This window comes from Mesorhizobium xinjiangense (assembly GCF_009749525.1).
GTDB lineage: Bacteria > Pseudomonadota > Alphaproteobacteria > Rhizobiales > Rhizobiaceae > Mangrovimarina > Mangrovimarina xinjiangensis.
Window position 1 is genome coordinate 252,312 of sequence record NZ_WOAC01000001.1, and the last position, 25,547, is coordinate 277,858.

25 protein-coding genes are annotated in these 25,547 nt (G+C 64.4%); 14 read left to right on the forward strand and 11 right to left on the reverse strand.

Annotated elements, in window-relative coordinates; translation table 11 throughout:
- The first annotated feature begins 3 nt into the window (after positions 1 to 3).
- Positions 4 to 231, forward strand: a complete 228-nt coding sequence (locus GM909_RS01250) for a Trm112 family protein (protein WP_157014366.1) — start codon at positions 4 to 6, stop codon at positions 229 to 231.
- On the opposite strand, the gene GM909_RS01255 is transcribed toward GM909_RS01250, so the two are convergent.
- From GM909_RS01255 to GM909_RS01270, 4 genes are all read right to left on the reverse strand, one after another.
- The gene (locus GM909_RS01255) at positions 223 to 1,056 is read right to left on the reverse strand and encodes an ABC transporter permease (protein WP_157014367.1); all 834 of its coding nucleotides are present in this window, start codon (positions 1,054 to 1,056) and stop codon (positions 223 to 225) included. The two genes, GM909_RS01250 and GM909_RS01255, sit on opposite strands and share 9 nt — an antisense overlap.
- Positions 1,053 to 1,934: an ABC transporter permease gene (locus GM909_RS01260; protein WP_157014368.1), complete on the reverse strand. Its 882-nt coding sequence runs from the start codon at positions 1,932 to 1,934 to the stop codon at positions 1,053 to 1,055. The genes GM909_RS01255 and GM909_RS01260 overlap by 4 nt, the downstream gene beginning before the upstream one ends.
- On the reverse strand, positions 1,927 to 2,994 hold the full coding sequence (locus GM909_RS01265; RefSeq protein ID WP_157014369.1) for an ABC transporter ATP-binding protein: 1,068 nt from the start codon (positions 2,992 to 2,994) through the stop codon (positions 1,927 to 1,929). Before GM909_RS01265 ends, GM909_RS01260 begins: the two co-directional genes overlap by 8 nt.
- 64 nt (positions 2,995 to 3,058) lie before the next feature.
- Complete coding sequence (locus GM909_RS01270; RefSeq protein ID WP_157014370.1) at positions 3,059 to 4,183, reverse strand: extracellular solute-binding protein; 1,125 nt, start codon at positions 4,181 to 4,183, stop codon at positions 3,059 to 3,061.
- A 333-nt stretch (positions 4,184 to 4,516) separates the two neighbouring features.
- Here GM909_RS01270 and GM909_RS01275 point away from each other — a divergent pair, with 333 nt between their 5' ends.
- Genes GM909_RS01275 through GM909_RS01295 form a run of 5 tightly spaced genes read left to right on the forward strand, consistent with a single transcriptional unit; the run spans position 4,517 to position 9,045 of the window.
- Positions 4,517 to 5,362, forward strand: coding sequence for a cytochrome c oxidase subunit II (locus GM909_RS01275; protein WP_157014371.1), 846 nt, complete (start codon positions 4,517 to 4,519; stop codon positions 5,360 to 5,362).
- A 59-nt stretch (positions 5,363 to 5,421) separates the two neighbouring features.
- Positions 5,422 to 7,218, forward strand: coding sequence for a cbb3-type cytochrome c oxidase subunit I (locus GM909_RS01280; protein WP_157014372.1), 1,797 nt, complete (start codon positions 5,422 to 5,424; stop codon positions 7,216 to 7,218).
- Positions 7,215 to 7,922 carry a cytochrome c oxidase subunit 3 gene (locus GM909_RS01285; protein ID WP_157014373.1) on the forward strand — a complete coding sequence of 236 codons (708 nt, stop codon included), beginning with the start codon at positions 7,215 to 7,217 and terminating at the stop codon, positions 7,920 to 7,922. Before GM909_RS01280 ends, GM909_RS01285 begins: the two co-directional genes overlap by 4 nt.
- Before the next feature lie 13 nt (positions 7,923 to 7,935).
- The gene (locus GM909_RS01290) at positions 7,936 to 8,661 is read left to right on the forward strand and encodes a heme-copper oxidase subunit III family protein (RefSeq protein WP_157014374.1); all 726 of its coding nucleotides are present in this window, start codon (positions 7,936 to 7,938) and stop codon (positions 8,659 to 8,661) included.
- 9 nt (positions 8,662 to 8,670) lie between these two features.
- Positions 8,671 to 9,045, forward strand: coding sequence for a cytochrome C oxidase subunit IV family protein (locus GM909_RS01295; protein ID WP_157014375.1), 375 nt, complete (start codon positions 8,671 to 8,673; stop codon positions 9,043 to 9,045).
- 39 nt (positions 9,046 to 9,084) lie between these two features.
- Here the strand turns inward: GM909_RS01295 and GM909_RS01300 are convergent, their stop codons facing one another.
- Positions 9,085 to 9,909, reverse strand: coding sequence for a DUF2189 domain-containing protein (locus GM909_RS01300; protein ID WP_157014376.1), 825 nt, complete (start codon positions 9,907 to 9,909; stop codon positions 9,085 to 9,087).
- A gap of 186 nt (positions 9,910 to 10,095) precedes the next feature.
- Entirely contained in the window at positions 10,096 to 10,305 is a 210-nt protein-coding gene (locus tag GM909_RS01305; RefSeq protein WP_157014377.1) for a hypothetical protein, read from the reverse strand.
- A 51-nt stretch (positions 10,306 to 10,356) separates the two neighbouring features.
- Between GM909_RS01305 and GM909_RS01310 the strand changes: the two genes are divergently transcribed.
- Positions 10,357 to 10,755 carry a c-type cytochrome gene (locus GM909_RS01310; RefSeq protein WP_157014378.1) on the forward strand — a complete coding sequence of 133 codons (399 nt, stop codon included), beginning with the start codon at positions 10,357 to 10,359 and terminating at the stop codon, positions 10,753 to 10,755.
- A 15-nt stretch (positions 10,756 to 10,770) separates the two neighbouring features.
- Here the strand turns inward: GM909_RS01310 and GM909_RS01315 are convergent, their stop codons facing one another.
- Entirely contained in the window at positions 10,771 to 11,574 is an 804-nt protein-coding gene (locus GM909_RS01315; protein WP_157014582.1) for an IclR family transcriptional regulator, read from the reverse strand.
- A gap of 221 nt (positions 11,575 to 11,795) precedes the next feature.
- Here GM909_RS01315 and GM909_RS01320 point away from each other — a divergent pair, with 221 nt between their 5' ends.
- The 7 genes from GM909_RS01320 to GM909_RS01350 all read left to right on the forward strand — a co-directional run bounded on the left by GM909_RS01320 (position 11,796) and on the right by GM909_RS01350 (position 21,349).
- On the forward strand, positions 11,796 to 13,331 hold the full coding sequence (locus GM909_RS01320) for a M81 family metallopeptidase (protein ID WP_157014379.1): 1,536 nt from the start codon (positions 11,796 to 11,798) through the stop codon (positions 13,329 to 13,331).
- Positions 13,332 to 13,509: 178 nt separating this feature from the next.
- On the forward strand, positions 13,510 to 15,093 hold the full coding sequence (locus tag GM909_RS01325; RefSeq protein ID WP_198174076.1) for an ABC transporter substrate-binding protein: 1,584 nt from the start codon (positions 13,510 to 13,512) through the stop codon (positions 15,091 to 15,093).
- Positions 15,094 to 15,254: 161 nt separating this feature from the next.
- Positions 15,255 to 16,196 (forward strand): ABC transporter permease, encoded by a 942-nt coding sequence (locus tag GM909_RS01330; RefSeq protein ID WP_157014381.1) that lies wholly within the window; start codon positions 15,255 to 15,257, stop codon positions 16,194 to 16,196.
- Complete coding sequence (locus tag GM909_RS01335) at positions 16,196 to 17,080, forward strand: ABC transporter permease (RefSeq protein WP_157014382.1); 885 nt, start codon at positions 16,196 to 16,198, stop codon at positions 17,078 to 17,080. Before GM909_RS01330 ends, GM909_RS01335 begins: the two co-directional genes overlap by 1 nt.
- A 2-nt stretch (positions 17,081 to 17,082) precedes the next feature.
- Positions 17,083 to 18,744: an ABC transporter ATP-binding protein gene (locus GM909_RS01340; protein WP_157014383.1), complete on the forward strand. Its 1,662-nt coding sequence runs from the start codon at positions 17,083 to 17,085 to the stop codon at positions 18,742 to 18,744.
- 77 nt (positions 18,745 to 18,821) lie between these two features.
- Positions 18,822 to 19,985 (forward strand): M20 aminoacylase family protein, encoded by a 1,164-nt coding sequence (locus GM909_RS01345; protein ID WP_157014384.1) that lies wholly within the window; start codon positions 18,822 to 18,824, stop codon positions 19,983 to 19,985.
- A 233-nt stretch (positions 19,986 to 20,218) separates the two neighbouring features.
- Complete coding sequence (locus GM909_RS01350; protein WP_157014385.1) at positions 20,219 to 21,349, forward strand: M20/M25/M40 family metallo-hydrolase; 1,131 nt, start codon at positions 20,219 to 20,221, stop codon at positions 21,347 to 21,349.
- A 55-nt stretch (positions 21,350 to 21,404) separates the two neighbouring features.
- Here GM909_RS01350 and mgrA read toward each other — a convergent pair whose 3' ends face one another.
- The 4 genes from mgrA to GM909_RS01370 form a co-directional block, all read right to left on the reverse strand.
- Positions 21,405 to 22,451 (reverse strand): L-glyceraldehyde 3-phosphate reductase, encoded by a 1,047-nt coding sequence (mgrA, locus tag GM909_RS01355; protein ID WP_157014583.1) that lies wholly within the window; start codon positions 22,449 to 22,451, stop codon positions 21,405 to 21,407.
- 61 nt (positions 22,452 to 22,512) lie between these two features.
- On the reverse strand, positions 22,513 to 23,655 hold the full coding sequence (locus GM909_RS01360) for a Gfo/Idh/MocA family protein (protein ID WP_157014386.1): 1,143 nt from the start codon (positions 23,653 to 23,655) through the stop codon (positions 22,513 to 22,515).
- Between the two features lie 10 nt (positions 23,656 to 23,665).
- Positions 23,666 to 24,412: a sugar phosphate isomerase/epimerase family protein gene (locus GM909_RS01365; protein WP_157014387.1), complete on the reverse strand. Its 747-nt coding sequence runs from the start codon at positions 24,410 to 24,412 to the stop codon at positions 23,666 to 23,668.
- Between the two features lie 44 nt (positions 24,413 to 24,456).
- Positions 24,457 to 25,536: an ABC transporter ATP-binding protein gene (locus tag GM909_RS01370; RefSeq protein ID WP_157014388.1), complete on the reverse strand. Its 1,080-nt coding sequence runs from the start codon at positions 25,534 to 25,536 to the stop codon at positions 24,457 to 24,459.
- Positions 25,537 to 25,547: the final 11 nt, after the last annotated feature.

Here is a 25,547-nt window from a genome sequence, read left to right on the forward strand (position 1 = left end):
GGCATGAACGACCAGGACGATCGCGGGACCGGCGTCGACCGCAAGCTGCTCGAGCTTCTCGCCTGTCCGCTGACCAAGGGGCCGTTGGTCTTCGATGCCGAGAATGCCGAGTTGATCTCGAAATCGGCGCAGCTCGCCTATCCGGTGCGCGACGGCATCCCGATCATGCTGGTCTCCGAAGCGCGGCCGCTCGACGAACAGGGCGCGCCGGGCAAGCCGAAATCACGCTGAGGTCGCACCTTCGGCACCCGTCACACCGCCCTGGCGCGCAGCGCCGCGCCGCCGCATAACCTCGTAGGCGACTGCACCGACAATGGTGACGGCAATCATGATGAGGGCCAGGGCGTTGACGGCCGGGGTCAGGCCGGTGCGCACCTTGGTGGCGATGTAGACGGTGAGCGGCGTGTCGAAGCCGCGCACGAAGAGCGTCGTGTTGTAGTTCTCGATCGACTGCAGCACCGCCAGGAAGCCGGCCGCGAACAGCGCCGGTTTGAGGAACGGCAGGAGGACGCGGCGGAAGACCATGAACTTCGATGCGCCGAGGCCGAGGGCCGCTTCCTCCTGCGCCGGATCGAAGCGCTGCAGGCGCGCGGCGATCATCAGCATCACATAGCAGCTTATGAAGCTCGCCTGCGCGACGACGATGAGGAACACCCCACCGCCGACGCCCAATTGCCGCCACAGCACCAGCGTGGCGATGCCGATCACCACGCCAGGCGTCAGGAGCGGCGAGACCATCACCGCATACAAGAAGCTGCGCGCACGGGCATGCAGGCTGGTGAGCAGCAGGGCGGCCGCCGTGCCGATGGGCAGCGCGATCAGCACCACGAAGAAGGCGACCGCGATGGAGGTCCACAGCGATTTCCACATGGCCCGGTCGGCCCACAATGCGTCGAACCATTGCAGGGTCGTTCCCTGCCAGGGGGTGACGGTGGGAAAGCGGCTCACATTGAAGGTGGCCGCCCCCATGATCGCCAGCGGCGCGAAGAGATAGAGAAAGAAGGCGATCATGTAGAAGCCGAACAGGGCCTTCATCAGCCGGTCGGACGCGCTCATTTCGCCACCTCCGCCAGGCTGACGCGGGCGATCCTGAGCGTTATCAGCACCACCGCCAGGCACAGCACCAGCAGAACCAGCGCATAGGCTGCGCCGCGGTTCCAGTCGCCGCCCTCGAAGAACCAGTTGTAGATGATTTCGGTGAACCAGCGGCTGCCGGGCGAGCCGAGCAGGGCGGGGGCCACATAGCTGCCGGCCGCCAGCATGAAGGTGAAGACGCAGCCGGTCGCGATGCCCGCCTTGGCGTGCGGGATGACGACGCGCCAATGGATGCGCCAGGTGGAGGCGCCGAGGTCTCGGGCGGCCTCGATCTGCGATTTGTCGAGGGATTCGATGGAATTGTAGATCGGAAACAGCATGAACAGAATATAGGCATAGGTCATGCCCACCAGCACGCCGCCATCGCCATACCAGCGCACCGGTTCGTCGATGATGCCGAGGCCCAGTAGAAAGGCGTTGAGCGGCCCGCGGAAGGCGAGCAGGATATACCAGGCCAGCGTGCGCAGCACCTCGTTGATCCAGAAGGGAATGGTGAGCGCCAGGAGCACAAGCGCCGTCTGGTTGGGCGTGGCGTTCTGCGCCAGCCAGAAAGCCAGCGGATAGCACACCAGGAAGGTGGCGAAGGCCACCAGCGCGCTCGCCCAAACGGTCTTGTAGAAGATGGCGCGATGCACGCTCTCATTGGCGAGATAAAGGATGTTGTCGAGCGAATAGATGTCGTCCGGTCCGCCGATCTGCGAAGGCGGCAGGTTGGGGCGCAGCGCATAGTCGATCATCATCACATTGGGTGCCAGCACCATGCCGGCGATCCAGGACGCGACGATGACGAGGAAGAGCGTACCGAGGCCGCCGCCGAACCGTTTGTAGAGATCAGCCATCGGGAAGCACCACCGCATTGGCGCTCTTGAAGCCGAAGGAGGCGCTCGAGCCAATGGCCGGCGCGCTGCCGAGCTCTGTGTTGGAGATCGAGGCGACAAGCGGCGTGTCGCCGGCAAGCGCGCCATGCACCAGCGCGAAAGCGCCCTCGAAGTCGATGCGCTCGATGGTAGCCGTCAGCGCGTTCTCGCCGTTGCCGTCGGGCCGCAGCGCCTCCGGGCGCACATAGAGCTTCCCTGTCTTGCCCGTGGAAAGCCCGTCGCCGACACGTCCGCGCAAAGGACCATGGGCCGTTTCCAGTGTGGCCACGCCATTTTCTACGGCACTGACCTTGCCCGGGATGGCATTGGTCTCGCCGACGAAGGTGGCGACGAAGGATGTGGCAGGGTTGTCGTAGAGATCGCGCGGCGCGCCCACCTGCTGCAGCACGCCATCGCTCATCACCGCCACGCGGTCGGACATGGCAAGCGCTTCGGACTGGTCGTGTGTAATGTAGATGAAGGTGACGCCGGTGCGCTTTTGCAGACTGCGCAGTTCGGCGCGCATGTGCTGGCGCAATTTCAGGTCGAGCGCGGAAAGCGGCTCGTCGAGCAGGAGAACCTGCGGCTCGACCGCCAGCGCCCGCGCAATCGCCACGCGCTGGCGCTGGCCGCCCGAAAGCTCGCCGGGCATCCGCTCGCCATAGCCTTCGAGCGCGATGAGCTTCAAGAGTTCATCCGCCTTTGCCCGCCGCTCGGCCTTCGGGGCGCCGCGCGCTTCGAGGCCGAAGGCGATGTTTTCCCACACCGGCATGAGCGGAAAGAGCGCCAGCGACTGGAAGATCATGGCGGTCGGGCGCTGGTTGGGCCCGAGGCCCGCCATGTCGCGCTCACCTATCAGCACCTTGCCTTCCGTCGGCTCCAGAAAGCCGGCGATCATGCGCAGGATCGTCGTCTTGCCGCAGCCGGAGGGGCCGAGAATGGAAAAGAATTCACCGGCTTCGACGGTGAAGGAAACATCGCTGACGGCACGGGTCGCGCCGAATGTCATGCCGATCTGTTGAAGTTTTACGGAATGTGACATCGTTCCCCGGGGTGCGAAAAAGGGCAGGCCGAAACCCGCCCTTGATCGTTCTTGTTGTTGGCGATCAGGCCGACAGGAAGCGGTCCTGATATTCGTTGCGCTTGGCAACGAACCAGCTCTCCTGGATCGGCCACCACCACAGCTTGTCGAGCGCGTCGTCGGGATAGGCAGCAGCGAAGAACGCCTTGGCTTCATCGCTCGTCTTGTCGGCGGCACCGACGGCCGTGGAGTTGATGGAGGTTGCACTGGTGTACATGGCACCGGCTTCCGGCGTCAGGAACCAGTTGATGAAGGCATAGGCCTGGTCGAGATTTTCCGCGCCTTTCGGGATCGCCACACCCTCCATCCAGGCAAGCGCGCCTTCCTTCGGCGCGATGAAGCCGATGGGCAGGCCTTCCTTGCCGAGCGCGGCGGCGGTCGAATCCCAGGTCTGGCCGATGGCCGCGCCATTGACGCGGAAGGCGCCCTGCGCCTCGTTCTCGTTGTTCCAGAACTGGATGATGTTGGCCTTGCGGGCAATGGCCTCCTCGAGGATCGCGTCGTAGATCTTGACCATGTTGTCTTCGGACTTGAAGGCTTCGACCATCGGCATGGGCAGCTTGCCCTCGGCCTCCAGCCACAGGCCGAGCCCGACAAGCCCGGAATGGCCGCGCACGGTGGCCTTGCCCTCCATCTCGGGCTTCCAGATGTCGCCATAAGAGGCCGTGCCGTATTCGAGCGGCGCCTGGTCCTTGTCGAAGGAAAGGGCCTCCGTGCCCCAGTCGGTGGGTACCTGGTAGCGCTTGCCGTCGATCACCGCGCCGAGGTTCTCGGAGTTCGTCCAGGCGCTCGGCAGGCAGTTGTCGACATCGACCTTGCTCTCGTCGATCGGCTGCACCAGCTCGAATTCGACATAATTCGGCACGCGGTCGACGGTCGGCCAGATGATGTCGAAGCCGCCGCCATCGTTGGCGCGCAGCTGGTTCAACAGCTCGTCATTGGTGCCGTAGGGCGTGTAGTTCGCCTTGATGCCGGTCGCTTTTTCGAACGCCGCCATCATCGCGTCGTCGAGATATCCGGCCCAGGCGAAGATGTTGACCGAGCCGGAGGAACCCTGCGCGTAGGTGCGCGAGATGAAAGGCGCGGCCAGCGACAGCCCGGCGGCGGACGCGGCGCCCTTGATGAATGTGCGGCGTTTGATCGACGTCATATAAGCACTCCCCTATATTCTGTTGCGGTCGAGATCGCAGCGGTTATTCCCGCTATGTTACAGCGCGATGACCCGGTCACAACAAAAATCGGCCCGTTGCCTGCAGAAACATCAACTATCGGGAAATAAACGGTTTTCCCGTCACGGAAGCGTCGGCCGCGGCGGGGCGTTTTCATCGCGGATCGGCGCAGGCTCCCCCGAGCCGCGACCATTGGTCACGATCACCTAGAAATTTGCGCCCAAATCAAGCTATGATGGATTAGGCATCCTTAATGGGTCCGCAGACATGGTGGCTGCAGAGCGACCCTGCCGGGATGTCGGGAGGAACGCAGCATGGCCATTGTGCTTGCACTCGTTCTCGTGGTCGTAGGCTCAATCGTGTTTCACATGTTGAGCCCGTGGTGGTGGACGCCCATAGCGTCCAACTGGAGCTATATCGACCACACGCTCGTCATCACCTTCTGGATCACCGGCGTGGTGTTCGCCGCCGTCGTCCTGTTCATGGCGTATTGCGTTTACCGCTTCCGCCACAAGGAAGGCGCCAAGGCCGCCTATGAACCGGAAAGCAAGCGGCTCGAAACGTGGCTCACCGTGGTGACCGCGGTCGGCGTCGCGGCGATGCTGGCGCCGGGGCTCTATGTCTGGGGCCAGTTCGTCACCGTGCCGAAGGACGCGACCGAAGTCGAGGTGGTGGCCCAGCAATGGCAATGGAACTACCGCCTGCCCGGCGAAGACGGCCGGCTCGGCAAGACGGACAACCGGCTGGTCAGCTTCGAAAATCCGCTCGGCATCGACCCCGACGACCCGGCCGGCCAGGACGACGTCGTGCTGGAGGCCGCCGACCTTCACCTGCCGATCGGCAAGCCGGTGAAGATGATGCTGCGCTCGATCGACGTGCTGCACGATTTCTACGTGCCCGAGTTCCGCGCCAAGATGGACATGGTGCCGGGCATGGTGACCTATTTCTGGTTCACGCCGACGAAAACGGGAACCTTCGAGGTGCTGTGCGCCGAACTCTGCGGCGTGGGGCACGGGTTCATGCGCGGCTATGTCATGATCGATACGGAAGAGAACTATCCGAGCTGGCTGGAGGAGCAGCCGACCTTCGCCGAACTGTCGGCGCCGCGCCAGGTCGGCTCGGCCGAGACGGTCGAGCCCGAAGGAGCCGGGGCGCAATAGGGTAGGACAATGAACACCGGCGGCAGGATATCAGCCGCCGCAAGCAGGGAGGTCGCTTGATGGTCGATGTCACGCCTCAATCGGACGGCACCGTCCCGCCTGCCGAGGTACCCGACGTTGAACTCTACCACCCCAGGAGCTGGTGGACGACCTACGTCTTCTCGCAGGACGCCAAGGTCATCGCCATCCAGTATTCGGGCACCGCGATCGCCATCGGCCTCGTCGCGCTCGTGCTTTCCTGGCTGATGCGCCTGCAGCTCGGCTTTCCCGGCACGTTCGATTTCATCACGCCCGAGGCCTATTACCAGTTCATCACCATGCACGGCATGATCATGGTGATCTACCTGCTCACCGCGCTCTTCCTCGGCGGCTTCGGCAACTACCTGATCCCGCTGATGGTGGGCGCGCGCGACATGGTGTTCCCCTATGTCAACATGCTCAGCTACTGGATCTACCTGGTGGCGGTGCTGGTGCTGGTGGTGAGCTTCTTCGCGCCCGGCGGCCCGACCGGTGCGGGATGGACGCTCTATCCGCCGCAGGCGATCCTCGGCGGCACGCCGGGCGGCCAGAGCTGGGGCATCATCCTGATGCTCGTTTCGCTGATCCTGTTCATCATCGGCTTCACCATGGGCGGTCTCAACTATGTCGTCACCGTGCTGCAGGGCCGCGCGCGCGGCATGACGCTGATGCGCATGCCGCTGACGATCTGGGGCATATTCACGGCGACCGTCATGGCGCTGCTCGCCTTCCCGGCGCTGTTCGTCGCCTGCGTGATGATGCTGTTCGACCGGGTGCTCGGCACCTCATTCTTCATGCCGGCGCTGGTCGAGATGGGCGAGCAGCTCTCCTATGGCGGCGGCAGCCCGATCCTGTTCCAGCACCTGTTCTGGTTCTTCGGCCATCCGGAAGTCTATATCGTCGCCCTGCCGGCCTTCGGCATCGTTTCCGACCTGATCTCCACCCATGCGCGCAAGAACATCTTCGGCTACCGCATGATGGTGTGGGCGATCGTCATCATCGGCGCGCTGTCCTTCGTGGTCTGGGCGCACCACATGTATGTCTCCGGCATGCATCCCTGGTTCGGCTTCTTCTTCGCCACCACGACGCTGATCATCGCCGTTCCGACGGCCATCAAGGTCTATAACTGGGTGCTGACGCTGTGGCGCGGCGACATCCACCTCACCTTGCCGATGCTGTTCGCGCTCGCCTTCATCGTTACCTTCGTCAATGGCGGGCTGACCGGGCTCTTCCTCGGCAACGTGGTGGTCGACGTGCCGCTGTCGGACACCATGTTCGTCGTCGCTCATTTCCACATGGTCATGGGCGTGGCGCCGATCATGGTCATCTTCGGGGCGATCTACCACTGGTATCCCAAGATCACCGGGAAGATGCTCAACGAGGCGATGGGCCAATTCCATTTCTGGATCACCTTCCTCGGCGCCTATGCGATCTTCTTCCCGATGCATTATGTCGGGCTCGTCGGCGTGCCGCGGCGCTATCCCGAAATCGGCGAGCCGGCCTTCATGACCGCGCCGGTCGACAATCTGAACGCCTTCATCACCATCGCCGCGCTGGTCGTCGGCTTCGCCCAGATGGTGTTCCTGTTCAACCTCTTCTGGAGCCTGCGCTTCGGCAGGGATGCAGGTGGCAATCCATGGCGCGCCACGACGCTCGAATGGCAGACGCCGACGACCCCGCCGCCGCACGGCAATTGGGGCGACAAGCTGCCGGTCGTCTATCGCTGGGCCTATGACTATTCGGTGCCCGGCGCGCCGGAAGACTTCATCGCCCAGAACGACCCGAGGCCGCAACACAGCGCCGCACATCCCGACCCAAGCGCGGCGAGGCCGGCATGAGCGTCATCCTGGTCTTTCTGCTCGTCATCTTCTGCGTCGCCGGATGGTGGCTGGCCAACCAGCGCATCATGTCGAAACCGTGGCTGGAAGGCGGTGTCGTCGGCGCGCTGCCGGACAACGACGTGACGCACATGCCGACGGCGAAGGTCGGGCTCGGCGTCCTGCTGGCCGTCATCGGCGGCCTCTTCGCGCTGTTCGCCAGCGCCTACTTCATGCGCATGGAATATGCCGACTGGCAGGCACCGCCCATGCCGGCCGTCCTGTGGCTCAACACCGGCATCCTGGCGCTCGCCAGCGTGGCGCTGCACTGCGCCGTGGTGGCGGCACGCGGCGGGCGCATGGACACGACACGGCTTGCCCTTGCCGCGGCGGCCATCGCATCGCTCGTCTTTCTCGCCGGCCAACTCGTCGCCTGGCGCGAGCTGGCGGCCGAGGGCCACAATCTCCGGGTCAATGCGGCCAACGGATTCTTCTACCTGATCACCGGCATGCACGGGCTGCACATCATCGGCGGCCTCGTCGGGCTTGGCTGGACGGTTCGGCAGGTCTGGCGCAGCCAGACAATCACCGCCCGCCTGCGGCTCGGCGTCGAGCTGTGCGCCATGTACTGGCATGTCCTGTTCGTCATCTGGCTCGGGCTTTTCGTGCTGCTTGCGGGCTGGGCAAGCAATCTGGTGGCAGCGTGCCGCCAATTGCTGATGTGAGGGGATGATCGACATGGCCGAGACGACGCTTCATTCGATGAAGGCCGGAGAGCCGCCACGCCCGGACGGCCTGCAGGGCATCGTCGCCGACTGGTCGTCGGACCAGCGCGCCTTCAAGAGCGCGTCCTGGGGCAAGGCCATGATGTGGATCTTCCTGTTGTCGGACACGTTCATCTTCGGCTGCTTCCTGCTCGCCTACATGACGGCGCGCATGTCGACGACCGTGCCGTGGCCGAATGCCAGCGAGGTCTTCGCGCTTCACATGTTCGGCGCCGACATCCCGCTGATCCTCATCGCCATCATGACCTTCGTGCTCATCTCCTCGAGCGGCACGATGGCGCTGGCGGTGAACATGGCCTATCGCAAGAACAGGCGCGCGACGGTGATCCTCATCCTGTTCACCGCGCTGATGGGCGCGACCTTCGTCGGCATGCAGGCCTTCGAATGGACCAAGCTGATCACCGAGGGCGTGCGGCCCTGGGGCAACCCGTGGGGGGCGGCGCAGTTCGGCTCCGCGTTCTTCATGATCACAGGCTTCCACGGGACACATGTGACGATCGGCGTCATCTTCCTGTTGATCGTCGCCCGCAAGGTCTGGCGCGGCGATTATGACCGCGGCGAGCGCGGCTTCTTCACGAGCCGCCGCGGCGACTACGAGCATGTCGAGATCATGGGGCTCTACTGGCACTTCGTCGATCTCGTCTGGGTCTTCATCTTTGCATTCTTCTATCTGTGGTGAGGAAGAGCGATGGCACAGGCTGAAGCACAGGCACAATCAGTTGCGCCGGGGACCGGCGAGGCCGCACATGCCCACGGGCAGCAGCACCCGATCGGCGTCTATCTCTGGGTCTGGTTCTGGCTCTTCGTCCTCAGCGCGTGTTCCTACATGGTCGATTATGCAGAACTGCAGGGCTATCTGCGCTGGGGCCTCATCCTGGCATTCATGATCCTCAAGGCGGGCCTGATCGTCGCCGTCTTCATGCACATGGTGTGGGAGCGGCTGGCCCTGGCCTATGCGATCCTGCTGCCGCCGGTCGCGGTGCTCGTCTTCGTGGCCATCATGGCCATCGAATCCAACTACACCGAAGTCACTCGCGCGACGCTGTTTTCCGGCGGGGGGTGAGGCGCACCGCCCCGCAAGGGGCAGTGCGCGGAGCGGCGTTCAGCCCTTGGAGCGCGACTTCTTCACTGCCGGCGAAACCACAGTCTTGCGGTAGAAATGCCAGGTCGCGTGCCCCAGCACCGGAATGACGACCGCCAGGCCGGCAAGCAGCGGGATCGACCCGATCACCAGCGCCACCGCCACGATCAGCCCCCACAGCAGGGTCGCGGCGGGATTGGCGAGCATGACGCGCGCCGAGGTCTCGATCGCCGCATAGGCGCCGACGTCGCGATCCAGCAGCAGCGGAAAGGCGACAACCGTGGTGCTCAGGACCACCAGGGCAAAGACAAGGCCGATAAGGTTGCCGAGCAGGATCAACGTCCAGCCGCGCTGGGTGGTCAGGACCTCGTTGAGAAATGCGAGCAAGGATGCGGGCGGCTCTGGACCATACAGCCATGCATAGAGCGCCTGCGCGGTGAACATCCAAACCAGGAACAGGGCGACCAACAGCGCACCGACGGCAAGAATGGAAGGAATGGCGGGCGATTTGCGCACCTCGAGTGCATGCGCCCAGGACGTGTCGATGCCGACTTCGCGGCGCCGGCTCATCTCATACAGTCCGATCGCCGCGAAAGGCCCGAGCAAGGCGAAACCCGACACCAGCGGGAATGCCAGCTGCAGCGTATTTCCGCCCGAGGCCCAGGTCAGAAGAATGATGCCGACGATCGGATAGATCAGGCACAAAAATACATAATGCGAGGGCTTGGCCCAGAAATCCTCGAAGCCCAGCCGCAAGGCGTCGAAAACGTCGGCCATCCCGATCTGCTGCACTTTCGGATGCGCAATTGCCTTCTGGGCCCCCGCATAGACGTGAAAATTCGCCATGACCAATCCTCCTGAATCAGGTTCGGCTCGGTCGCGGTTCCCGCGGCGCGGTGTTGATGAACAGTCCCGTCCAGCCGCGACCTGCACCAACCTCACCATAACGTCTAAGTGCCGATTTGTCGCGTCCTTTTGCCGCACAAGGACGGCGCGATCATGTGGCATTCGCCGGCCGTGTCCGGTACTCTGTCAGGACATCGCGCCGTGGTCGGAATGATGGATACGAGAACCATATTGCTGCTCGTCATTGGCACAGGAATTCTCCTGCTGCTGGGGTTTTGCGCCTCGTCCTTGCGCGTCGAGGCCTTCACGGTCAGCGCGCCGGCGACTGTGGGTTATTAGCGTGATGGTCGCATCCAGACAGGATCTGCTGCGTGCTTCCCGGTCGCGCACCGGCATCAGCCGCTCATGCGAGATATCGATTGTCTGTAAGAGGGAGGAGATTATCCCATGAAACTTTCGAGTGTCCTTGTCCCTGCTCTCGCGGCGCTGGCTCTTTCGGTGCCCGTTGCGGCACATGCCGACGGCGATGCCGTGGCCGGCAAAAAGGTCTTCAACAAATGCAGGGCCTGCCACACGGCCGACAAGGAGCAGAACAAGATCGGACCGCATCTCGTCGGCGTTGTCGGGCGCACCGCAGGAACGGTGGAAAGTTTCCAGTCGAAATATTCCCCCAACATGAAGGAGGCCGGCGCCGAGGGGCTGGTCTGGGACGACGAGAATCTGGCGAAATATCTGCGCGCACCGAAATCCGTGATACCCAAGGGCCGCATGGCATTTCCGGGTCTCAAGGACGATCAGGACATCGCCGACGTGATCGCCTACCTCGAAGCCGACCCCAAGCCGTGAACGGCAAAGGCGGCGTCAGAGCCGGCTAATGGCACCGGCCGCCTCGACGGCGAGCGGCGCGAATCGCTTGCAGAAGACATCGGCCTCCCATTCGGCCAGCGAACCGGCGACGTGGATCGCACCGAGGGGCCGTCCGCCATGGCCGAGAATGGCGACGCCGATGGCGACTTCCCCGACGAGCACCTGCTCAAGTGCGAGAGCATAACCGTTGTCGCGCGCCTGGCACACTTGCCGCCGTATCGCATCGGGCTCGGTGATGGTGCGCGGCGTGATCGGCACACGGTCCGAGCGCTCGATGATGTCATCGACTTCGTCGTCATCGAGATGCGCCATGACCGCCATGCCGCCCGACGTGCAATAGACCGGCACGCTCTGGCCGACCAACGTGGCGAAGAAGGTTTCGCGCTTGCTTTGCAGGCGTGATGCATAGACGAGCCGCAGCCCGTCGCGCAGGCTGAGATCGACCCGCTCGCGGACATTGCGCCGCAACTCCAGAAGAACCGGCGAAGCACGCGCAATCAGCGGGTTGAGCCGCAGATAGTCCAGCGTGTTGTCGAGGAAGCGGATGCCCGGGACATAGCCCCTGTCGTCTTCGGCGCGCTCGACATAGCCCAGATGGCGCAGCGTGTGGACAACGCGTTGCACGGCGCTCTTGCCGATACCGCAACGGGTGGCGATTTCGTTCAAGGTGAGCGGCTTGGCGGCGTCGTGAAAGACGGCCATCACCTGCGCCGCACGGCCGATCGACTGAATGAACAGCGGATCGCTGTCGTCGATGCTGGTGACAGGTCGAACCCCGTACGCCGCCCTACGGACCATTTGCAAGAGCGTGCTCCCAAATGTGCATTGACTCGTGACAATCGCTGCACTTATCATGATTATGATACGAGCGTATCGCATAGCGATATCAATACTGTCAAGCGGCGCTTCCAGGGGAAACGGCTGATGAGGGGTATCATGTCGGCACGATCGAGACCGGTTGAGCAGCCGGGTTGCAACGATCCATCTGTCGGCATCCCTGTTCCCGCAGAGGGCGCACGATGACACTGCGTGTCGCTCTGGCGGGATTTCTCCACGAGACCAACACTTTCGCTCCGTCCAAGGCGACTCTGGCCGATTTCGAGCAAGGCGGCGGATATCTGCCGCTCAGCCGCGGCGACGAAATCCTCAAGCGCTGTCCGGGGGTCAATCTGGGCATCTCGGGCGCCGTCGCGCATGGCGCGGCCCATGGCTGGGAGATGGTTCCGGTCGTGTGGACGGGCGCCATACCGTCGGCTCATGTCGAGGAGGCGGCCTATGAACAGATCGCCGGCGAGATCGTTTCGGGCATTGCCGCGGCGATGCCGCTCGACGGGGTCTGTCTCGACCTTCACGGCGCCATGGTCTGCGACCATCTCGACGATGGCGAAGGCGAACTGATCGCACGCATCCGGGCCGTCGTGGGACCGCACGTGCCGATCGCCGTCAGCCTCGATCTGCACGGCAACACGACGCAGAAGATGGTCGACAATGCCGACCTTCTCGTCGCCTTCCGCACCTATCCGCATGTCGACATGGCCGAGACGGGCCGGCGCGCAGCGGTCGGCCTCGATGCCCTGATGACGCGCGGAAAGCCCTTCGCAAAAGCGTTCCGCCGCCTGCCCTATCTGATCCCAATTGCCTGGCAATGCACGTCCATGGAGCCGGCGAAAAGCATCTATGAGGAGGTCGCCCGGCTCGAACGCGACACTGTGGCCTCGACATCGTTCTGGACCGGCTTTCCGGCGGCCGACTTTGCCGAATGCGGACCGACCGTGATCGCCTATGGCGAGACGCAGGCGGCCGCCGACGCCGCGGCTGACCGCATTCGCGGCATGGTCCTGGAGAGCGAGGATGCATTTGCCGGACGAGCCCTGGATCCCGACGCGGCCGTGGCCGAGGCCATGCGCATCGCCGCCGGAGCGACAAAACCCGTTGTCATCGCCGACACGCAGGACAATCCGGGCGCGGGCGGCAATTCCGACACGACCGGCATGTTGCGGGCACTGGTGAGAAACGATGCGCAACACGCCGCCATCGGCCTGATGGTCGACCCGCAGGCCGCGCGGGCGGCGCACGCGGCAGGCAAGGGCGCCGAGATTGCACTGGCACTCGGCGGCAGGTCGAACATTGCCGGCGATGCGCCTTTCGCGGCAACGTTCCGCGTCGAGGCGCTTTCCAATGGCGACCTGCATGCCACCGGCCCCTATTATGGCGGGACGCATATGAATGTCGGACCCTCCGCCTGCCTGTCGATTGGCGGGGTGAAGATCGTGGTCACCACCCACAAGGCGCAAATGGCCGATCAGGCGATGTATCGTTTCGTCGGCATCGAGCCGACCGAGATGGCCATCCTGGTCAACAAGAGCTCGGTGCATTTCCGGGCCGACTTCGAGCCGATCGCCGAGACCATCCTGGTCGGCAAGGCGCCAGGCGCGATGCCGCTCGACCCGGCCGACCTGCCCTGGACGCGCCTGGCTCAAGGCATGCGGCTTTCGCCCAATGGGCCGGTCTTCCATGGAAGCCACGGCGCGCAAACCAGGACCGTGGAGGCCTGAAAGATCCCAAGACAAGGCGGCGCAAGAACCGCCTTAGCAACCGACGCCGGCCCAACCGGACGCAAAACAACAAGACCGTAGTTCGTGCGACTGAAATCAACAGAGGGAAAAGGACATGCTGAGCATAAATTCATCGATTCCATCGGCCGAGAGCCGGCGGCGACATTGGAGCCGCACGATGCGCGGCACGGCGGCTGCCCTGTTGTCGGGTGCGGTCCTGGTCGGTTCCGGCCTTGCCACCTCCGCCGCGGCACAGGCCAAGACGATTACCGCCGTCATGCATTCGGGCCTTCGCGTGCTCGATCCGGTGATCACCACCGCCCACATCACGCGCGACCACGCCTACATGATCTACGACGTTCTGGTCGCGGTCGACGAGAATTTCACGCCGCAGCCGCAGATGGCCGATTGGACGATTTCGGACGACAACCTGATCTATACATTCACGCTGCGCGACGGTCTGACATTCCATGACGGCGCGCCGGTGACGGCAGCCGATGCTGTTGCATCGCTGAAGCGCTGGGGCCAGAAGGACTCGGGCGGCCAGCTCATTTTCGACGTCACCGAGAGCCTCGAGGCGGCCGACGACAAGACGATCGTCTGGACGCTCAAGGAGCCCTTCGCGCCGCTTCTCGACACGATTGCCAAGCAGTCGGCCCTGCCGCCTTTCATCATGCCCGAGCGCATCGCCGCCAACACGCCGGCCGACACCGCGATCACCGAATATGTCGGCTCCGGCCCCTTCGTCTTCGTCGAGGACGAGTACCAGCCGGGCGTCTCGGTGACCTACAGGAAGTTCGAGGACTATGTGCCGCGCGAGGAGGAGCCAAGCTGGATGGCCGGCGGCAAAAACGTCAAGGTTGACGAGGTGAAGTGGGTTACCATGCCCGACGCCCAGACTGCCATCAACGCCATCATGTCGGGCGAAATCGACTATCTGGAACAGGCGCCGGTCGATCTCCTGCCCATCCTTGAGACGAGCGAGGACGTGACCATCGAGGTGCGCGACGATCTCGGCTACCAGACCATCGGCCGCATGAACTTCAAATATCCGCCGTTCGACAACAAGGAGATCCGCCAGGCCGCCATGATGGCACTGAGCCAGGAGGACGTTCTCGCGACGCTGATCGGCAATCCGGACTACTACAAGGTCTGCGGCGCCATCTTCGGCTGCGGCACGCCGCTCGGCGACGAGACGGGGTCCGACACGCTCGTCAGCGGGGGCGACATAGAGGGCGCCAAGAAACTGCTCGAGGAAGCCGGCTATGACAACACGCCGATCGTGCTCATGCAGCCGACCGACGTGGTGACGCTGACCGCACAGCCGGTGGTCGCCGCACAGGCGCTGCGCAATGCCGGCTTCAACGTCGATATGCAGGCGATGGACTGGCAGACGCTGGTTACCCGCCGCGCCAGCCAGGCCAAGCCGGCCGATGGCGGCTGGAACATCTTCTTCACCAACTGGATGGTGCCGGAGGTCGACAATCCGCTGATCAGCCCGATGCTCAACGGGCGCGGCGACGACGCCTGGTTCGGCTGGCCGAAGGACGACGAGATCGAGGCGCTGCGCGCCGAATTCATCGCCGCCAAGACGCTGGAAGAGCGCCAGGAGGTCGCCAAGAAGATCCAGATCCACACGATGGACAGCGTCAACTATATCCCGCTTGGCCAGTACTATGCGCCCCAGGCGCGCTCCAACAAGCTCGAAGGCATGCTGATGTCGCCGGTCCCGGTGTTCTGGAACATCGACAAGGTGGACTGAGGCATTGATGGAAGCGTCTCTTCTCCCCTGCCTTGCGGGGGAGAAGTGGCCCGCGAAGCGGGTCGATGAGAGGGCAATGCGCGATAGGTGACAGTCCTGCCCGTGGGGGCGGGAGCCTGTCACAGGCGCCGCGAGCACTGAAACCAAAGGCACAGCAACCGATGCTTGGCTATATCATCCGGCGCATCCTGGCGGTCATTCCCGTCATGGCCATCGTCGCCGTCTTCGTCTTTCTTCTCCTGCGGCTGACGCCCGGCGATCCGGCGGCGATCATTGCCGGCGACTCGGCCACACCGGCACAGCTCGAGCGCATCCGCGAATCCCTGGGCCTGAACGAATCGCTCTATGTCCAGTTCGTGACCTGGGTCGGCCTGCTGATGAAAGGCGACCTCGGCACGTCGCTGATCTCCAGCACCGCGGTGACGTCGATGATCGGCCAGCGCATCTGGCCGACATTCAACATCGCCGTCCTGACCATCATCCTGTCGGTGCTGATTGCGGTACCGATGGGCGTGGTGGCCGCCTGGCGCCACCGGACATGGGTCGACTACGCCGTGATGACCTTCTCGGTGCTCGGCTTTTCCATCCCCGTCTTCGTCATCGGCTACATCTTCATCCAGATCTTCTCCATCGAACTGCGCTGGCTTCCGGTGCAGGGCTATGCGGCGCCGTCGGAGGATCTCGGCCGCTTCCTGGCGCGCGCCATCCTGCCATGCCTGACGCTGGCGACAATCTATGTGGCGCTGATTGCGCGCATGACGCGTGCTTCCATGCTGGAAGTTCTGGGCGAGGACTATATCCGCACGGCCCGCGCCAAGGGCGTGAAGGAAAACATCGTCCTGTTCCGCCACGCGCTGCGCAACGCCGCCGTGCCGATCATGACCATCATCGGCACCGGCTTCGCGCTTCTGATCGGCGGCGTGGTGATCACCGAGAGCGTGTTCAACATTCCCGGCATTGGCCGGCTGACGGTCGACGCGATCCTGGCCCGCGACTATCCGGTCATCCAGGCGATGATCCTGCTGACCAGCGCGATCTACGTCTTCATCAACCTGCTGATCGACCTTTCCTACACCTTCATCGACCCGAGGATTCGCTACTGATGGCTGCTCCATCACAACCGGCAGCCAGGCTGCAATGGGTCTTCAGCGCCATCGCCCTGCCGAAGAAATGGCGGATCGGCGCCGCGCCCATCATCGCCGCGGTGGTGCTCGCCGTCATCGTCATCGCCGCCATCGCCGCTCCGCTGATCGCACCGCACGACCCCATGGCGATGGATGCCGTGCAGCGGCTGAAGGGTCCGAGCGACACCTATCCGCTGGGCACCGACGCCTATGGCCGCGACGTGCTGTCGCGCGTCATCACCGGCGGGCGCGTCTCGCTGTTCATCGGCATCGCCGCGGCGCTCGTCAGCGTGCTGATCGGACTGGCCATCGGTCTGGTCTCCGGCTTCTTCCGCCTCGCCGACGCCATCGTCATGCGCATCATGGACAGCCTGATGGCGATCCCGTCGATCCTGCTCGCCATCGCGCTCGTCGCGCTCAACGGGCCGAGCATCTGGTCGGTCGTCTTCGCCATCACCATTCCCGAGATCCCGCGCGTCGTGCGGCTGGTGCGCTCGGTCGTGCTTTCGGCGCGCGAGGAGCCCTATGTCGAGGCGGCGATCGCGCTCGGCTCGTCGATGCCGAAGATCCTATGGCAGCATCTCATGCCCAATACGCTCGCCCCGCTGACCGTGCAGGCGACCTATATCTGCGCCTCGGCGATCCTGACCGAAGCGATCCTGTCCTTCCTCGGCGCCGGTGTGTCGACGGAGATCCCCACCTGGGGCAACATCATGGCCGAGGGCCGCATCTATTTCCAACTGAAGCCGTCGCTCATCTTCTGGCCGGGCTTGATGCTGTCGCTGTGCATCCTGTCCATCAACCTTCTGGGCGACACGGCGCGCGACCTCCTGGATCCGCGCCTGAAGAAGCGGGAGGCGTGACCATGCAGTTCAAATCCCGCAAATTCGATGACGCGCCGGTCGTTCTCGACATCAAGAACCTGACAGTCGGCCTGGTCGACAACCCGCAGGCGGCGCCCGTGCTCGACCACGTCTCGCTGCAGATCCGCAAGGGCGAGACCGCATGCCTGGTCGGCGAAAGCGGCTCGGGCAAATCCGTCACGTCGCTGGCGGTAATGGGGCTTTTGCCCAAGGGTGCGCTGGCCGCCACAGGCGGGCGCATCGAGCTCGACGGTGGCAACCTGCTCGAATTCAGCCCGACCCGGATGCGCGAGATGCGCGCCCGGCGCATTTCCATGATCTTCCAGGAGCCGATGACCGCACTCAATCCGGTCATGCGGGTCGGCGACCAGATCGGCGAGGTGCTCGACACCCACGCCCGCATGCCGGCGAAGGAAAGAAGGGCGCGAGTCCTCGACATCATGGGCCAGGTGCATCTGCCCGATGTCGAGCGCATCTACCGCTCCTATCCGCATCAGCTTTCCGGCGGCCAGCGCCAGCGCATCATGATCGCCATGGCGCTGGTGCTCGAGCCGCAATTGCTGATCGCCGACGAACCGACCACCGCGCTCGACGTGACGACCCAACAACAGATCCTGAGCCTGATCGCCGAGCTACAGGAAAAGCACGGCACGGCCGTCCTGTTCATCACCCACGACATGGGCGTCGTGGCCGAGATCGCCGACACGGTGCATGTCATGAAGCAGGGCGAGATCGTCGAGCAGGCGCCGGTCGAGCAATTGCTGCGGCGCCCCCGGCAGGAGTACACGCGCCAGCTCCTGACGGCCGTGCCGAGCCTGGTCCCGCGTCCTTCGCGGCTGGCCGCGGAAAGCGGGCCGGTGCTGGAAGTGAAACGACTCGACAAGACCTACAGTACGCCAGGCATCTTCGTGCGCCGCGAACCGACGCACGCGGCGAGCGACGTCAGCTTCGAGATCGCCAGGGGCCGCACGCTCGGCATCGTCGGGGAGAGCGGCTCGGGCAAGTCGACCGTGGCGCGTTGCATCATGCGGCTCGTCGATCCGACGGACGGCGAAATCCGCGTCGACGGCACCGACATCGCCACCTTGTCGCGGCGCCGGCTGCTGCCGCACCGCAAGCATATCCAGATCGTCTTCCAGGACCCGTTCCGTTCGCTCAATCCGCGCTGGACGATCGGCCGCAGCCTGATCGAGGGACCGCTCAACATGGGCGAGGACCGTGCAAAGGCGATGGCCCGGGCGGCAGAGCTGCTGGCCCTGGTCGGCCTGCCGGACGACGCGGTCAGCCGCTATCCGCACCAGTTCTCCGGCGGCCAGCGCCAGCGTGTCGCCATTGCCCGCGCAATCGCCATGGAGCCCGACGTTCTTGTCGCCGACGAGGCGGTCTCCGCGCTCGACGTGTCGGTGCAGGCACAGGTGCTCGACCTGCTCGACGAATTGCAGCACAAGCTCGGCATCGCGATCCTGTTCATCACGCACGACCTGCGCGTGGCCGCCCAGATCTGCGACGAGGTCGTGGTCATGCAGCGCGGCCGCATCGTCGAGCACGACACGGCGGCCAATGTGCTTGCCAACCCGCAGCACGCCTATACCCGCACCCTCATCGAGGCCGCCCCGGGCCGCAACTGGGATTTTGCCAATTTCCGTGAGCTGGGGAGCGCGTGAGCCTTTGCAAACGGTATCGCGTTCTCTCACACCCCCCTCATTTTCCATGCAATAGCCCCTACCCGGAGACAATCGACATGCCCGTTCTGCCGCAAATCGCCGACTATGCCGACGACCTGACTGCGATCCGCCGCGATTTTCACGCCCATCCCGAGATCGGCTTCGAGGAGGTGCGCACGTCGGGGATCGTCGCCGAACTCCTGGAGAAATGGGGCGTCGACGAGGTCCATACCGGCATCGGCAAGACGGGCGTCATCGGCATCGTCAAGGGCAAGGGCGAGGGCGGGCGCACGGTGGGCCTGCGCGCCGACATGGACGCGCTGCCGATGGACGAACTCACCAACCTGCTCTACAGCTCCAAGAACCCCGGGCGTTTCCATGGCTGCGGGCATGACGGGCACACCACCATGCTCCTGGGCGCGGCACGTTATCTCGCCGCAACACGCGATTTCTCCGGACGCGCCGTCCTCATCTTCCAGCCGGCCGAGGAAGGCCTCGGCGGCGCACGCGCCATGCTGGCCGACCGGCTCTTCGAGCGCTTTCCCTGCGACGAAATCTACGGCATGCACAACAATCCGCTGGCCGAGCCGCAAAAGTTCGGCGTCAAGCCGGGCGCGGCCATGGCCGGCTCGACCTTCTTCGACATCACGATCAAGGGCGTGGGCAGCCACGGCGCCATGCCGCATCATGCCAAGGACCCGATCGTGATCGCCACAGCGCTGGTGCAGAGCCTGCAGTCGATCGTCAGCCGCAATGTCGAGGCGATCCGGCCCGCCGTCGTCTCCGTCACCCAGATCCATTCCGGTTCCGCCTACAATGTCGTGCCCGACAAGGCCGTCATCTCCGGCACGATCCGCTATTTCGACGACGAGGTGAAAGAGCTCATCCACCGGCGTGTCGAGAACCTCTGCGCCGGTTTTGCCACGAGCTACGAGGTTGAGGTCGTTCCCGATCTGCGGCCGATCTTCGACGTGCTGATGAACGACGCGCAACTGTCCGAGGCCTATCTCGACGCCGCGCGCGAGATCGTCGGCGAGGAGAACGCCGCGCAGACGCATGATCTGGTGACCGGCAGCGAGGATTTCGCCGACATGCTGAAGGTGGTGCCGGGTGCCTATTGCACGCTCGGCCATGGCGGCACGCTGCCGGCTCACAATCCGGGCTTCGTGCTCGACGATGCGATCCTGCCTGTCGGCGCCAGCATCATGGCACGCATAGTCGAAAAGCGCCTGCCGCTTTAGGCAGACGCCTATGCCGCGCCCGGTCTCGCCCCCCTCTGCCCTGCCGGGCATCTCCCCCACAAGGGGGGAGATCGTCCTGCATCGACAGGTTCGCCAATCTCCGATCTTGCAGAGGAAGCGAAGCCTTGAGGTGGCGTGATCTCCCCCCTTGTGGGGGAGATGGGCGGCAGCCCAGAGGGGGGCGCGAAGGAACCCGACCCAAATCCAGTCCATTGCACAATCGGAACCAGCCAATGACCATCAACGACCTTCCTTTCGACACCGAAACGATCCTTGCCGGACTGAAACCCTGGATCGAATGCGAAAGCCCGACCTTCGACGCAGCCGCCGTCGACCGCATGATGGATCTGGCGGCATACGACCTGGCAGCCGCCGGCGCCGAGATCGAACGCATCCCCGGCCGCATGGGCTTTGGCGGCTCGGTCAGGGCGCGTTTTGCGCACAAGGATTTCGGAAAGCCGGGCATCCTGATTTCCGGTCATCTCGACACGGTGCACCCGATCGGCACGCTGGAAAAGAACCCGTGGCGCATCGAGGACGGGCGCTGCTACGGCCCCGGCATCCAGGACATGAAGGGCGGCAATTATGTGAGCCTCGAGGCCATCCGCCAACTGGCCATTGCCGGCATCGAAACGCCGCTGCCCGTCACCGTCCTGTTCACGCCCGACGAGGAAGTCGGCACGCCGTCGACGCGCGAGCTGATCGAGATGGAGGCGCGCAAGAACAAGATCGTGCTGGTGCCGGAGCCGGCGCGCGGCGACGGCGGCGCGGTCACGGGGCGCTACGCGATCGCGCGCTTCAACGTCAAGACGGCCGGCCGGCCGAGCCATGCAGGCTGGGCGCTCAAGGACGGACGCTCGGCGATCGCCGCCATGGCGCGCAAGATCCTCGAGATCGAGGCGATGACAGGCGAAGACTGCACCTTTTCCGTCGGCGTCGTCCATGCCGGACAATGGGTCAACTGTGTCTCGTCGTCCTGCCAGGCGGAGGTCTTGTCTATGGCCAAGCGCCAGCACGATCTCGATCACGGCATCGAGCGCATGCTCGCCTTGTCGGGCGAGGAGAACGACGTGGTGATCGAGGTGACGCGCGGCGTCACGCGGCCGGTCTGGGAACGGGACGCGGGAACGATGGCGGTTTATGAAGTGGCGCGCGAGATCGCCGGCGAGATCGGCTTCGAGCTTACCCATGGCAGCGCCGGCGGCGGCTCGGACGGCAATTTCACCGGCGCGCTCGGCATCCCGACGCTCGATTCCATCGGCGTGCGCGGCGCCGGCCTGCACACGCTGGGCGAATATATCGAGATCGACAGCCTGGTCGAGCGTGCCCGGCTGATGGCGGGCCTGCTGACACGGCTAAAATAACAAGCCAATTGAAGATTGATCTGCCGGGCGCACGCGCCCGGCCCCTTCGTCGCATCTACTGGCGCGCCGGCCCCTTGCGTTCGGCTGACGCCGCCCAGATGTTGACCTCGCCCTCGCGCGCGTAACGGTCGATCTCGGCAAGTTCCTCCTCTGAGAAGTCGGGGTTGGCCAGCGCACCGACGCAATCCTCAACCTGTTCCGGCCGGCTCGCCCCGATCAGTGCCGAGGTCACGCGACCCTTGCGCAGCACCCAGGCAATGGCCATTTGCGCCAGCGTCTGGCCGCGCCGTTCGGCGATCGCATTGAGCTGGCGGATATTGGCCAGCGTTTCCTCGTTCAAGAAGCTCTGGCGCAGCGATTTGCCCTGGGTGGCGCGGCTGCCTTCGGGAACGCCGTCGAGATATTTCCCCGTCAGCATGCCCTGCGCCAACGGCGAGAAGACGATCGAGCCGATGCCCTCGTCCTCGAGCGTGTCCAGCAGCCCGTCATCCTCGACCCAGCGATTGATCATGGAATAGCTCGGCTGGTGGATCAGGCACGGCGTGCCGAGATCTCCAAGGATGGCGGCCGCCTCGCGGGTGCGCTGCGAATTGTACGACGAGATGCCGGCATAAAGCGCCTTGCCCGAGCGCACAGCCTGGTCGAGCGCCATCATGGTCTCTTCCAGCGGCGTGTCGGGGTCGAAGCGGTGGGAGTAGAAGATGTCGACATAGTCGAGGCCCATGCGCTTCAGGCTCTGGTCGAGCGATGCCAGGAGATACTTTCGGCTGCCCCACTCGCCATAGGGGCCGGGCCACATGCCGTAACCGGCCTTGGTCGAGACGATCAGCTCGTCGCGATAGCCGGCAAAATCCTCGCGCAGGATGCGGCCGAAGGCGGCTTCGGCCGATCCCGGCGGCGGGCCGTAATTGTTGGCGAGATCGAAATGAGTGATGCCCAGGTCGAAGGCCTTGCGGCAGATCGCCTGCTTGACCGCATGGGGCGTATCGTCGCCGAAATTGTGCCACAGGCCGAGCGACAGCGCCGGCAGCTTGAGCCCGGAACGGCCGCAGCGGTTGTATCTCATCGTCTCGTAGCGGTTGTCGGCAGGCTGCCAGCCCATCATTCAAATCCTCTTTCTAATCGTCGCGGACGGCGCTTGGGCGCCGCCCTTCTCGATAGCGCTATTCGCTGTCAACCAGAAGCGCTTTCGCTTCGGCCACGCCGAGCGGCGCGGGACGTTCGCAACGCGTGCGCATGGCGACGAAACGGCCGGTCTCGCCCGATTCAAGAATGCCCGTCATGACGTCGATCGTGTGCAGTGCCAGTTCGAGCGAGCAGCGATGCGGCCGACCCTCGCCGATCGCCAGCGCCATGTCGGCCAGTCCCGCCGTGCGGTAGTTGGCCTGCATGCCGTGCGCGTGCTCCTGGTTCGGCTTGCCGAACGGGTGATCCCATTGCGGCGGCTCGCTGGCCGGATCGGCGCCGTTCGTGAAGCGCACCTCGCCGCCGAAGAAGTTGGGATCGGGCACATTGACCGTGCCGCGCTCGCCATAAAGCTCCATCGGCGCATGGCCGTGCTGCCACACGTCCCAGCTTGCATTGAAGGTCACGGCGGCGCCGTTTGCAAACTCCATCAGCGCGTGGATCGTCGTCGGCGTGGCGACCTTGATCGTCTCGCCATGGCGCGGCTCGGAGGTGATCGTGCGCTCGGGCGCGGGAATGGTGGCAAGCGCGGCCACCTGCTTCACCGGGCCGATCAGCTGGATGAGATTGGCGATGTAATAGGGGCCGAGATCGAGGATCGGGCCGCCGCCCGGCTGGAAGAAGAAGTCAGGATTAGGATGCCAATGCTCCATGCCATGGCTCATGACATGGCAGGTGCCGCTGGTAATGCGTCCGAGCTTGCCCGAATCGATCAAGTCCCGCGCCAACTGATGCGAACCGCCGAGAAAGGTGTCGGGCGCCGAGCCGATGCGCAACCCCTTCTTCGCCGCGCGTTCGGCAAGGTCCTGCCCCTCCTCAACCGAGAGCACGAACGGCTTTTCGGAATAGAGATGCTTGCCGGCCTCCAATATGTCGCGCGACACCTCGTAATGGGCGCCCGGAACGGTCAGATTGACGACGATGTCGATATCGTCGGCCGCAAGGAGGCCCGGCACCGTCTCCGCCCGCACGCCGTATTCGCGCGCCCGCGCCTCGGCCGCCTTCGTGTCGATGTCGGCGCAAGCCCGCATCTCGATGCCACGGAAGAGCGGGGCGAGGCCGAGATATGTCGCGGAAATATTGCCGCTGCCGATGATGCCGACGCCAAGTTTGCCTGTCATCTTTCGTCCCTCAGAACCGATTGGCTGCCTCGATGGAGCGGCGCGCGAAGCGGGCGGCGTCGCTCGGATTGTCGTGCTCCATGACGAAGATATCGGCCGGCGTGCTGGCGCGCAGGGCAGCCATCAGCCCCTTCCAGTCCATCGTGCCGTGGCCGACATCGGCCCAGCCGTCCTCGTCCTCCGCCTCGCCCGCGGGTGCGATGTCCTTGACATGCGCGGCAACGATGCGCGGCCCGAACTCCTCGATCCAGGCGAGCGGGTCAGCGCCGCCGCGCGCCACCCAGGCGACGTCCATTTCCCAACCGATATCGGGCGCGGCCTGAAGGATCAGCCGCTGCGGCACCGCGCCGTCCGCCGTCGATGCGAACTCGAAATCGTGGTTGTGCCAGGCAAACCGCTTGCCGGCGAGCTTCACCGCGTCGCCAACGACGGCCAGTCTTTCGCCAAACCGTTTCCAGCCGTCCGCGTCGGTTGGCCTGTTCTCTACCGCCAGATGAGGGCAGATCACGATCCCGACACCGAGCGCATCGGCGATGTCGAGAGCCTTCGCGGTTTCCTTCTCCAGCATGTCGAGCGAAAAATGCCCGCTCGGCATGGTCAGCCCGTTCTCGTCGAGCATCGCCTTGAAACCCTTCGGGTCGTCATAAACGCCGCCAAAACCTTCGACCTGGCTGTAACCGACCTCGGCGACCATGCGGAGAACGTCGTCCCAGGGTTGGAAATTGCGCGCGCTGTAAAGTTGGAATGACCAGTTCATCACTTCGGCTTTCATTGGTGGATAGAGGGATCGATTTGGGTTTGTCAGAGTCTCTCGCCGCTCACGGCGTCGAAGATCGAAGCCCGGGCGGGATCGAAGCCGATGCGGATCGTATCGCCGTCGCGCACGGCGCGCTCGGCATCGACGCGCAGGGCGAAGGCCTGTCCGCCCAGCCTGGTCCACACCAGCGTGTCGGAGCCCATCGGCTCGACCAGCTCGACCGCCGTTTCGGCCGTGTGCGGCATGGCGGCGGCAGCCTCGCCGATCAAGACATGCTCGGGCCTGATGCCGAGCTGCACCGTGCGGCCGGTTCCGTCCGTGCTTTCGAACTGATAGCGTTCGAGATCCACGGTCAGGCCGTCCGCCTCGAAGACCGGACCCTTGGCCAGGACGCCGTCGAGGAAGTTCATGCCGGGCGAACCGATGAAGCCGGCGACGAAGCGGTTGACCGGCTGGCTGTAGATCGCCTGCGGCGTGTCGAGCTGCTGGATCACGCCGCCCTTCATGACGGCGATGCGGTCGGCCAGCGTCATCGCCTCGATCTGGTCGTGGGTGACGTAGATCATCGTGTTCTTGAGGCGCTGGTGCAGGCGCTTGATCTCGACACGCAGTTCGCTGCGCAGCTTGGCGTCGAGATTGCTGAGCGGTTCGTCGAAGAGGAACACGTCGACGTCGCGCACCAGGGCACGGCCGATGGCGACGCGCTGGCGCTGGCCGCCGGAAAGCGCTGCCGGCCGGCGATTGAGCAGCGATTCGATCTGGAGGACCTCGGCCGCCCGCGAGACCCGCTTGTCGATTTCGTCCCGTGGCATGCCGGAAACACGCAAGCCGAAGGACAGATTGCCGGCCACGCTCATCTGCGGGTAAAGCGCATAGGACTGAAAGACCATGCCGATGCCGCGGTCCTTCGGCTCTTCCCAGGTGACGTTCTTGCCGTTGATGAAGATCTGGCCGGCTGAGACGTCGAGCAGGCCGGCCACACAGTTCAACAAGGTCGACTTGCCACAGCCGGACGGCCCGAGCAGGACAAGGAATTCGCCCTGTTCGATTGCGAGATTGAGCGAATTCAGAACCTTCACGGCACCGAAATTCAGTGACAGATCCTTGACGATCACGCTTTCCATGGTCGCGGCCT

Excerpts from the sequence above, each read along its gene's own strand:
- GM909_RS01270 (WP_157014370.1), bottom strand. The coding sequence starts at position 4,183 with ATGACGTCGATCAAACGCCGCACATTCATCAAGGGCGCCGCGTCCGCC.
- GM909_RS01335 (WP_157014382.1), top strand. The coding sequence starts at position 16,196 with ATGGCTGCTCCATCACAACCGGCAGCCAGGCTGCAATGGGTCTTCAGC.
- GM909_RS01285 (WP_157014373.1), top strand. The coding sequence starts at position 7,215 with ATGAGCGTCATCCTGGTCTTTCTGCTCGTCATCTTCTGCGTCGCCGGA.
- GM909_RS01280 (WP_157014372.1), top strand. The coding sequence starts at position 5,422 with ATGGTCGATGTCACGCCTCAATCGGACGGCACCGTCCCGCCTGCCGAG.
- GM909_RS01305 (WP_157014377.1), bottom strand. The coding sequence starts at position 10,305 with ATGCCGGTGCGCGACCGGGAAGCACGCAGCAGATCCTGTCTGGATGCG.
- GM909_RS01260 (WP_157014368.1), bottom strand. The coding sequence starts at position 1,934 with ATGGCTGATCTCTACAAACGGTTCGGCGGCGGCCTCGGTACGCTCTTC.
- mgrA (WP_157014583.1), bottom strand. The coding sequence starts at position 22,451 with ATGGGCTGGCAGCCTGCCGACAACCGCTACGAGACGATGAGATACAAC.
- GM909_RS01365 (WP_157014387.1), bottom strand. The coding sequence starts at position 24,412 with ATGAACTGGTCATTCCAACTTTACAGCGCGCGCAATTTCCAACCCTGG.
- GM909_RS01250 (WP_157014366.1), top strand. The coding sequence starts at position 4 with ATGAACGACCAGGACGATCGCGGGACCGGCGTCGACCGCAAGCTGCTC.
- GM909_RS01370 (WP_157014388.1), bottom strand. The coding sequence starts at position 25,536 with ATGGAAAGCGTGATCGTCAAGGATCTGTCACTGAATTTCGGTGCCGTG.
- GM909_RS01255 (WP_157014367.1), bottom strand. The coding sequence starts at position 1,056 with ATGAGCGCGTCCGACCGGCTGATGAAGGCCCTGTTCGGCTTCTACATG.
- GM909_RS01265 (WP_157014369.1), bottom strand. The coding sequence starts at position 2,994 with ATGTCACATTCCGTAAAACTTCAACAGATCGGCATGACATTCGGCGCG.
- GM909_RS01330 (WP_157014381.1), top strand. The coding sequence starts at position 15,255 with ATGCTTGGCTATATCATCCGGCGCATCCTGGCGGTCATTCCCGTCATG.
- GM909_RS01320 (WP_157014379.1), top strand. The coding sequence starts at position 11,796 with ATGACACTGCGTGTCGCTCTGGCGGGATTTCTCCACGAGACCAACACT.
- GM909_RS01340 (WP_157014383.1), top strand. The coding sequence starts at position 17,083 with ATGCAGTTCAAATCCCGCAAATTCGATGACGCGCCGGTCGTTCTCGAC.
- GM909_RS01345 (WP_157014384.1), top strand. The coding sequence starts at position 18,822 with ATGCCCGTTCTGCCGCAAATCGCCGACTATGCCGACGACCTGACTGCG.
- GM909_RS01315 (WP_157014582.1), bottom strand. The coding sequence starts at position 11,574 with ATGGTCCGTAGGGCGGCGTACGGGGTTCGACCTGTCACCAGCATCGAC.
- GM909_RS01310 (WP_157014378.1), top strand. The coding sequence starts at position 10,357 with ATGAAACTTTCGAGTGTCCTTGTCCCTGCTCTCGCGGCGCTGGCTCTT.
- GM909_RS01290 (WP_157014374.1), top strand. The coding sequence starts at position 7,936 with ATGGCCGAGACGACGCTTCATTCGATGAAGGCCGGAGAGCCGCCACGC.
- GM909_RS01325 (WP_198174076.1), top strand. The coding sequence starts at position 13,510 with ATGCGCGGCACGGCGGCTGCCCTGTTGTCGGGTGCGGTCCTGGTCGGT.
- GM909_RS01275 (WP_157014371.1), top strand. The coding sequence starts at position 4,517 with ATGGCCATTGTGCTTGCACTCGTTCTCGTGGTCGTAGGCTCAATCGTG.
- GM909_RS01350 (WP_157014385.1), top strand. The coding sequence starts at position 20,219 with ATGACCATCAACGACCTTCCTTTCGACACCGAAACGATCCTTGCCGGA.
- GM909_RS01360 (WP_157014386.1), bottom strand. The coding sequence starts at position 23,655 with ATGACAGGCAAACTTGGCGTCGGCATCATCGGCAGCGGCAATATTTCC.
- GM909_RS01295 (WP_157014375.1), top strand. The coding sequence starts at position 8,671 with ATGGCACAGGCTGAAGCACAGGCACAATCAGTTGCGCCGGGGACCGGC.
- GM909_RS01300 (WP_157014376.1), bottom strand. The coding sequence starts at position 9,909 with ATGGCGAATTTTCACGTCTATGCGGGGGCCCAGAAGGCAATTGCGCAT.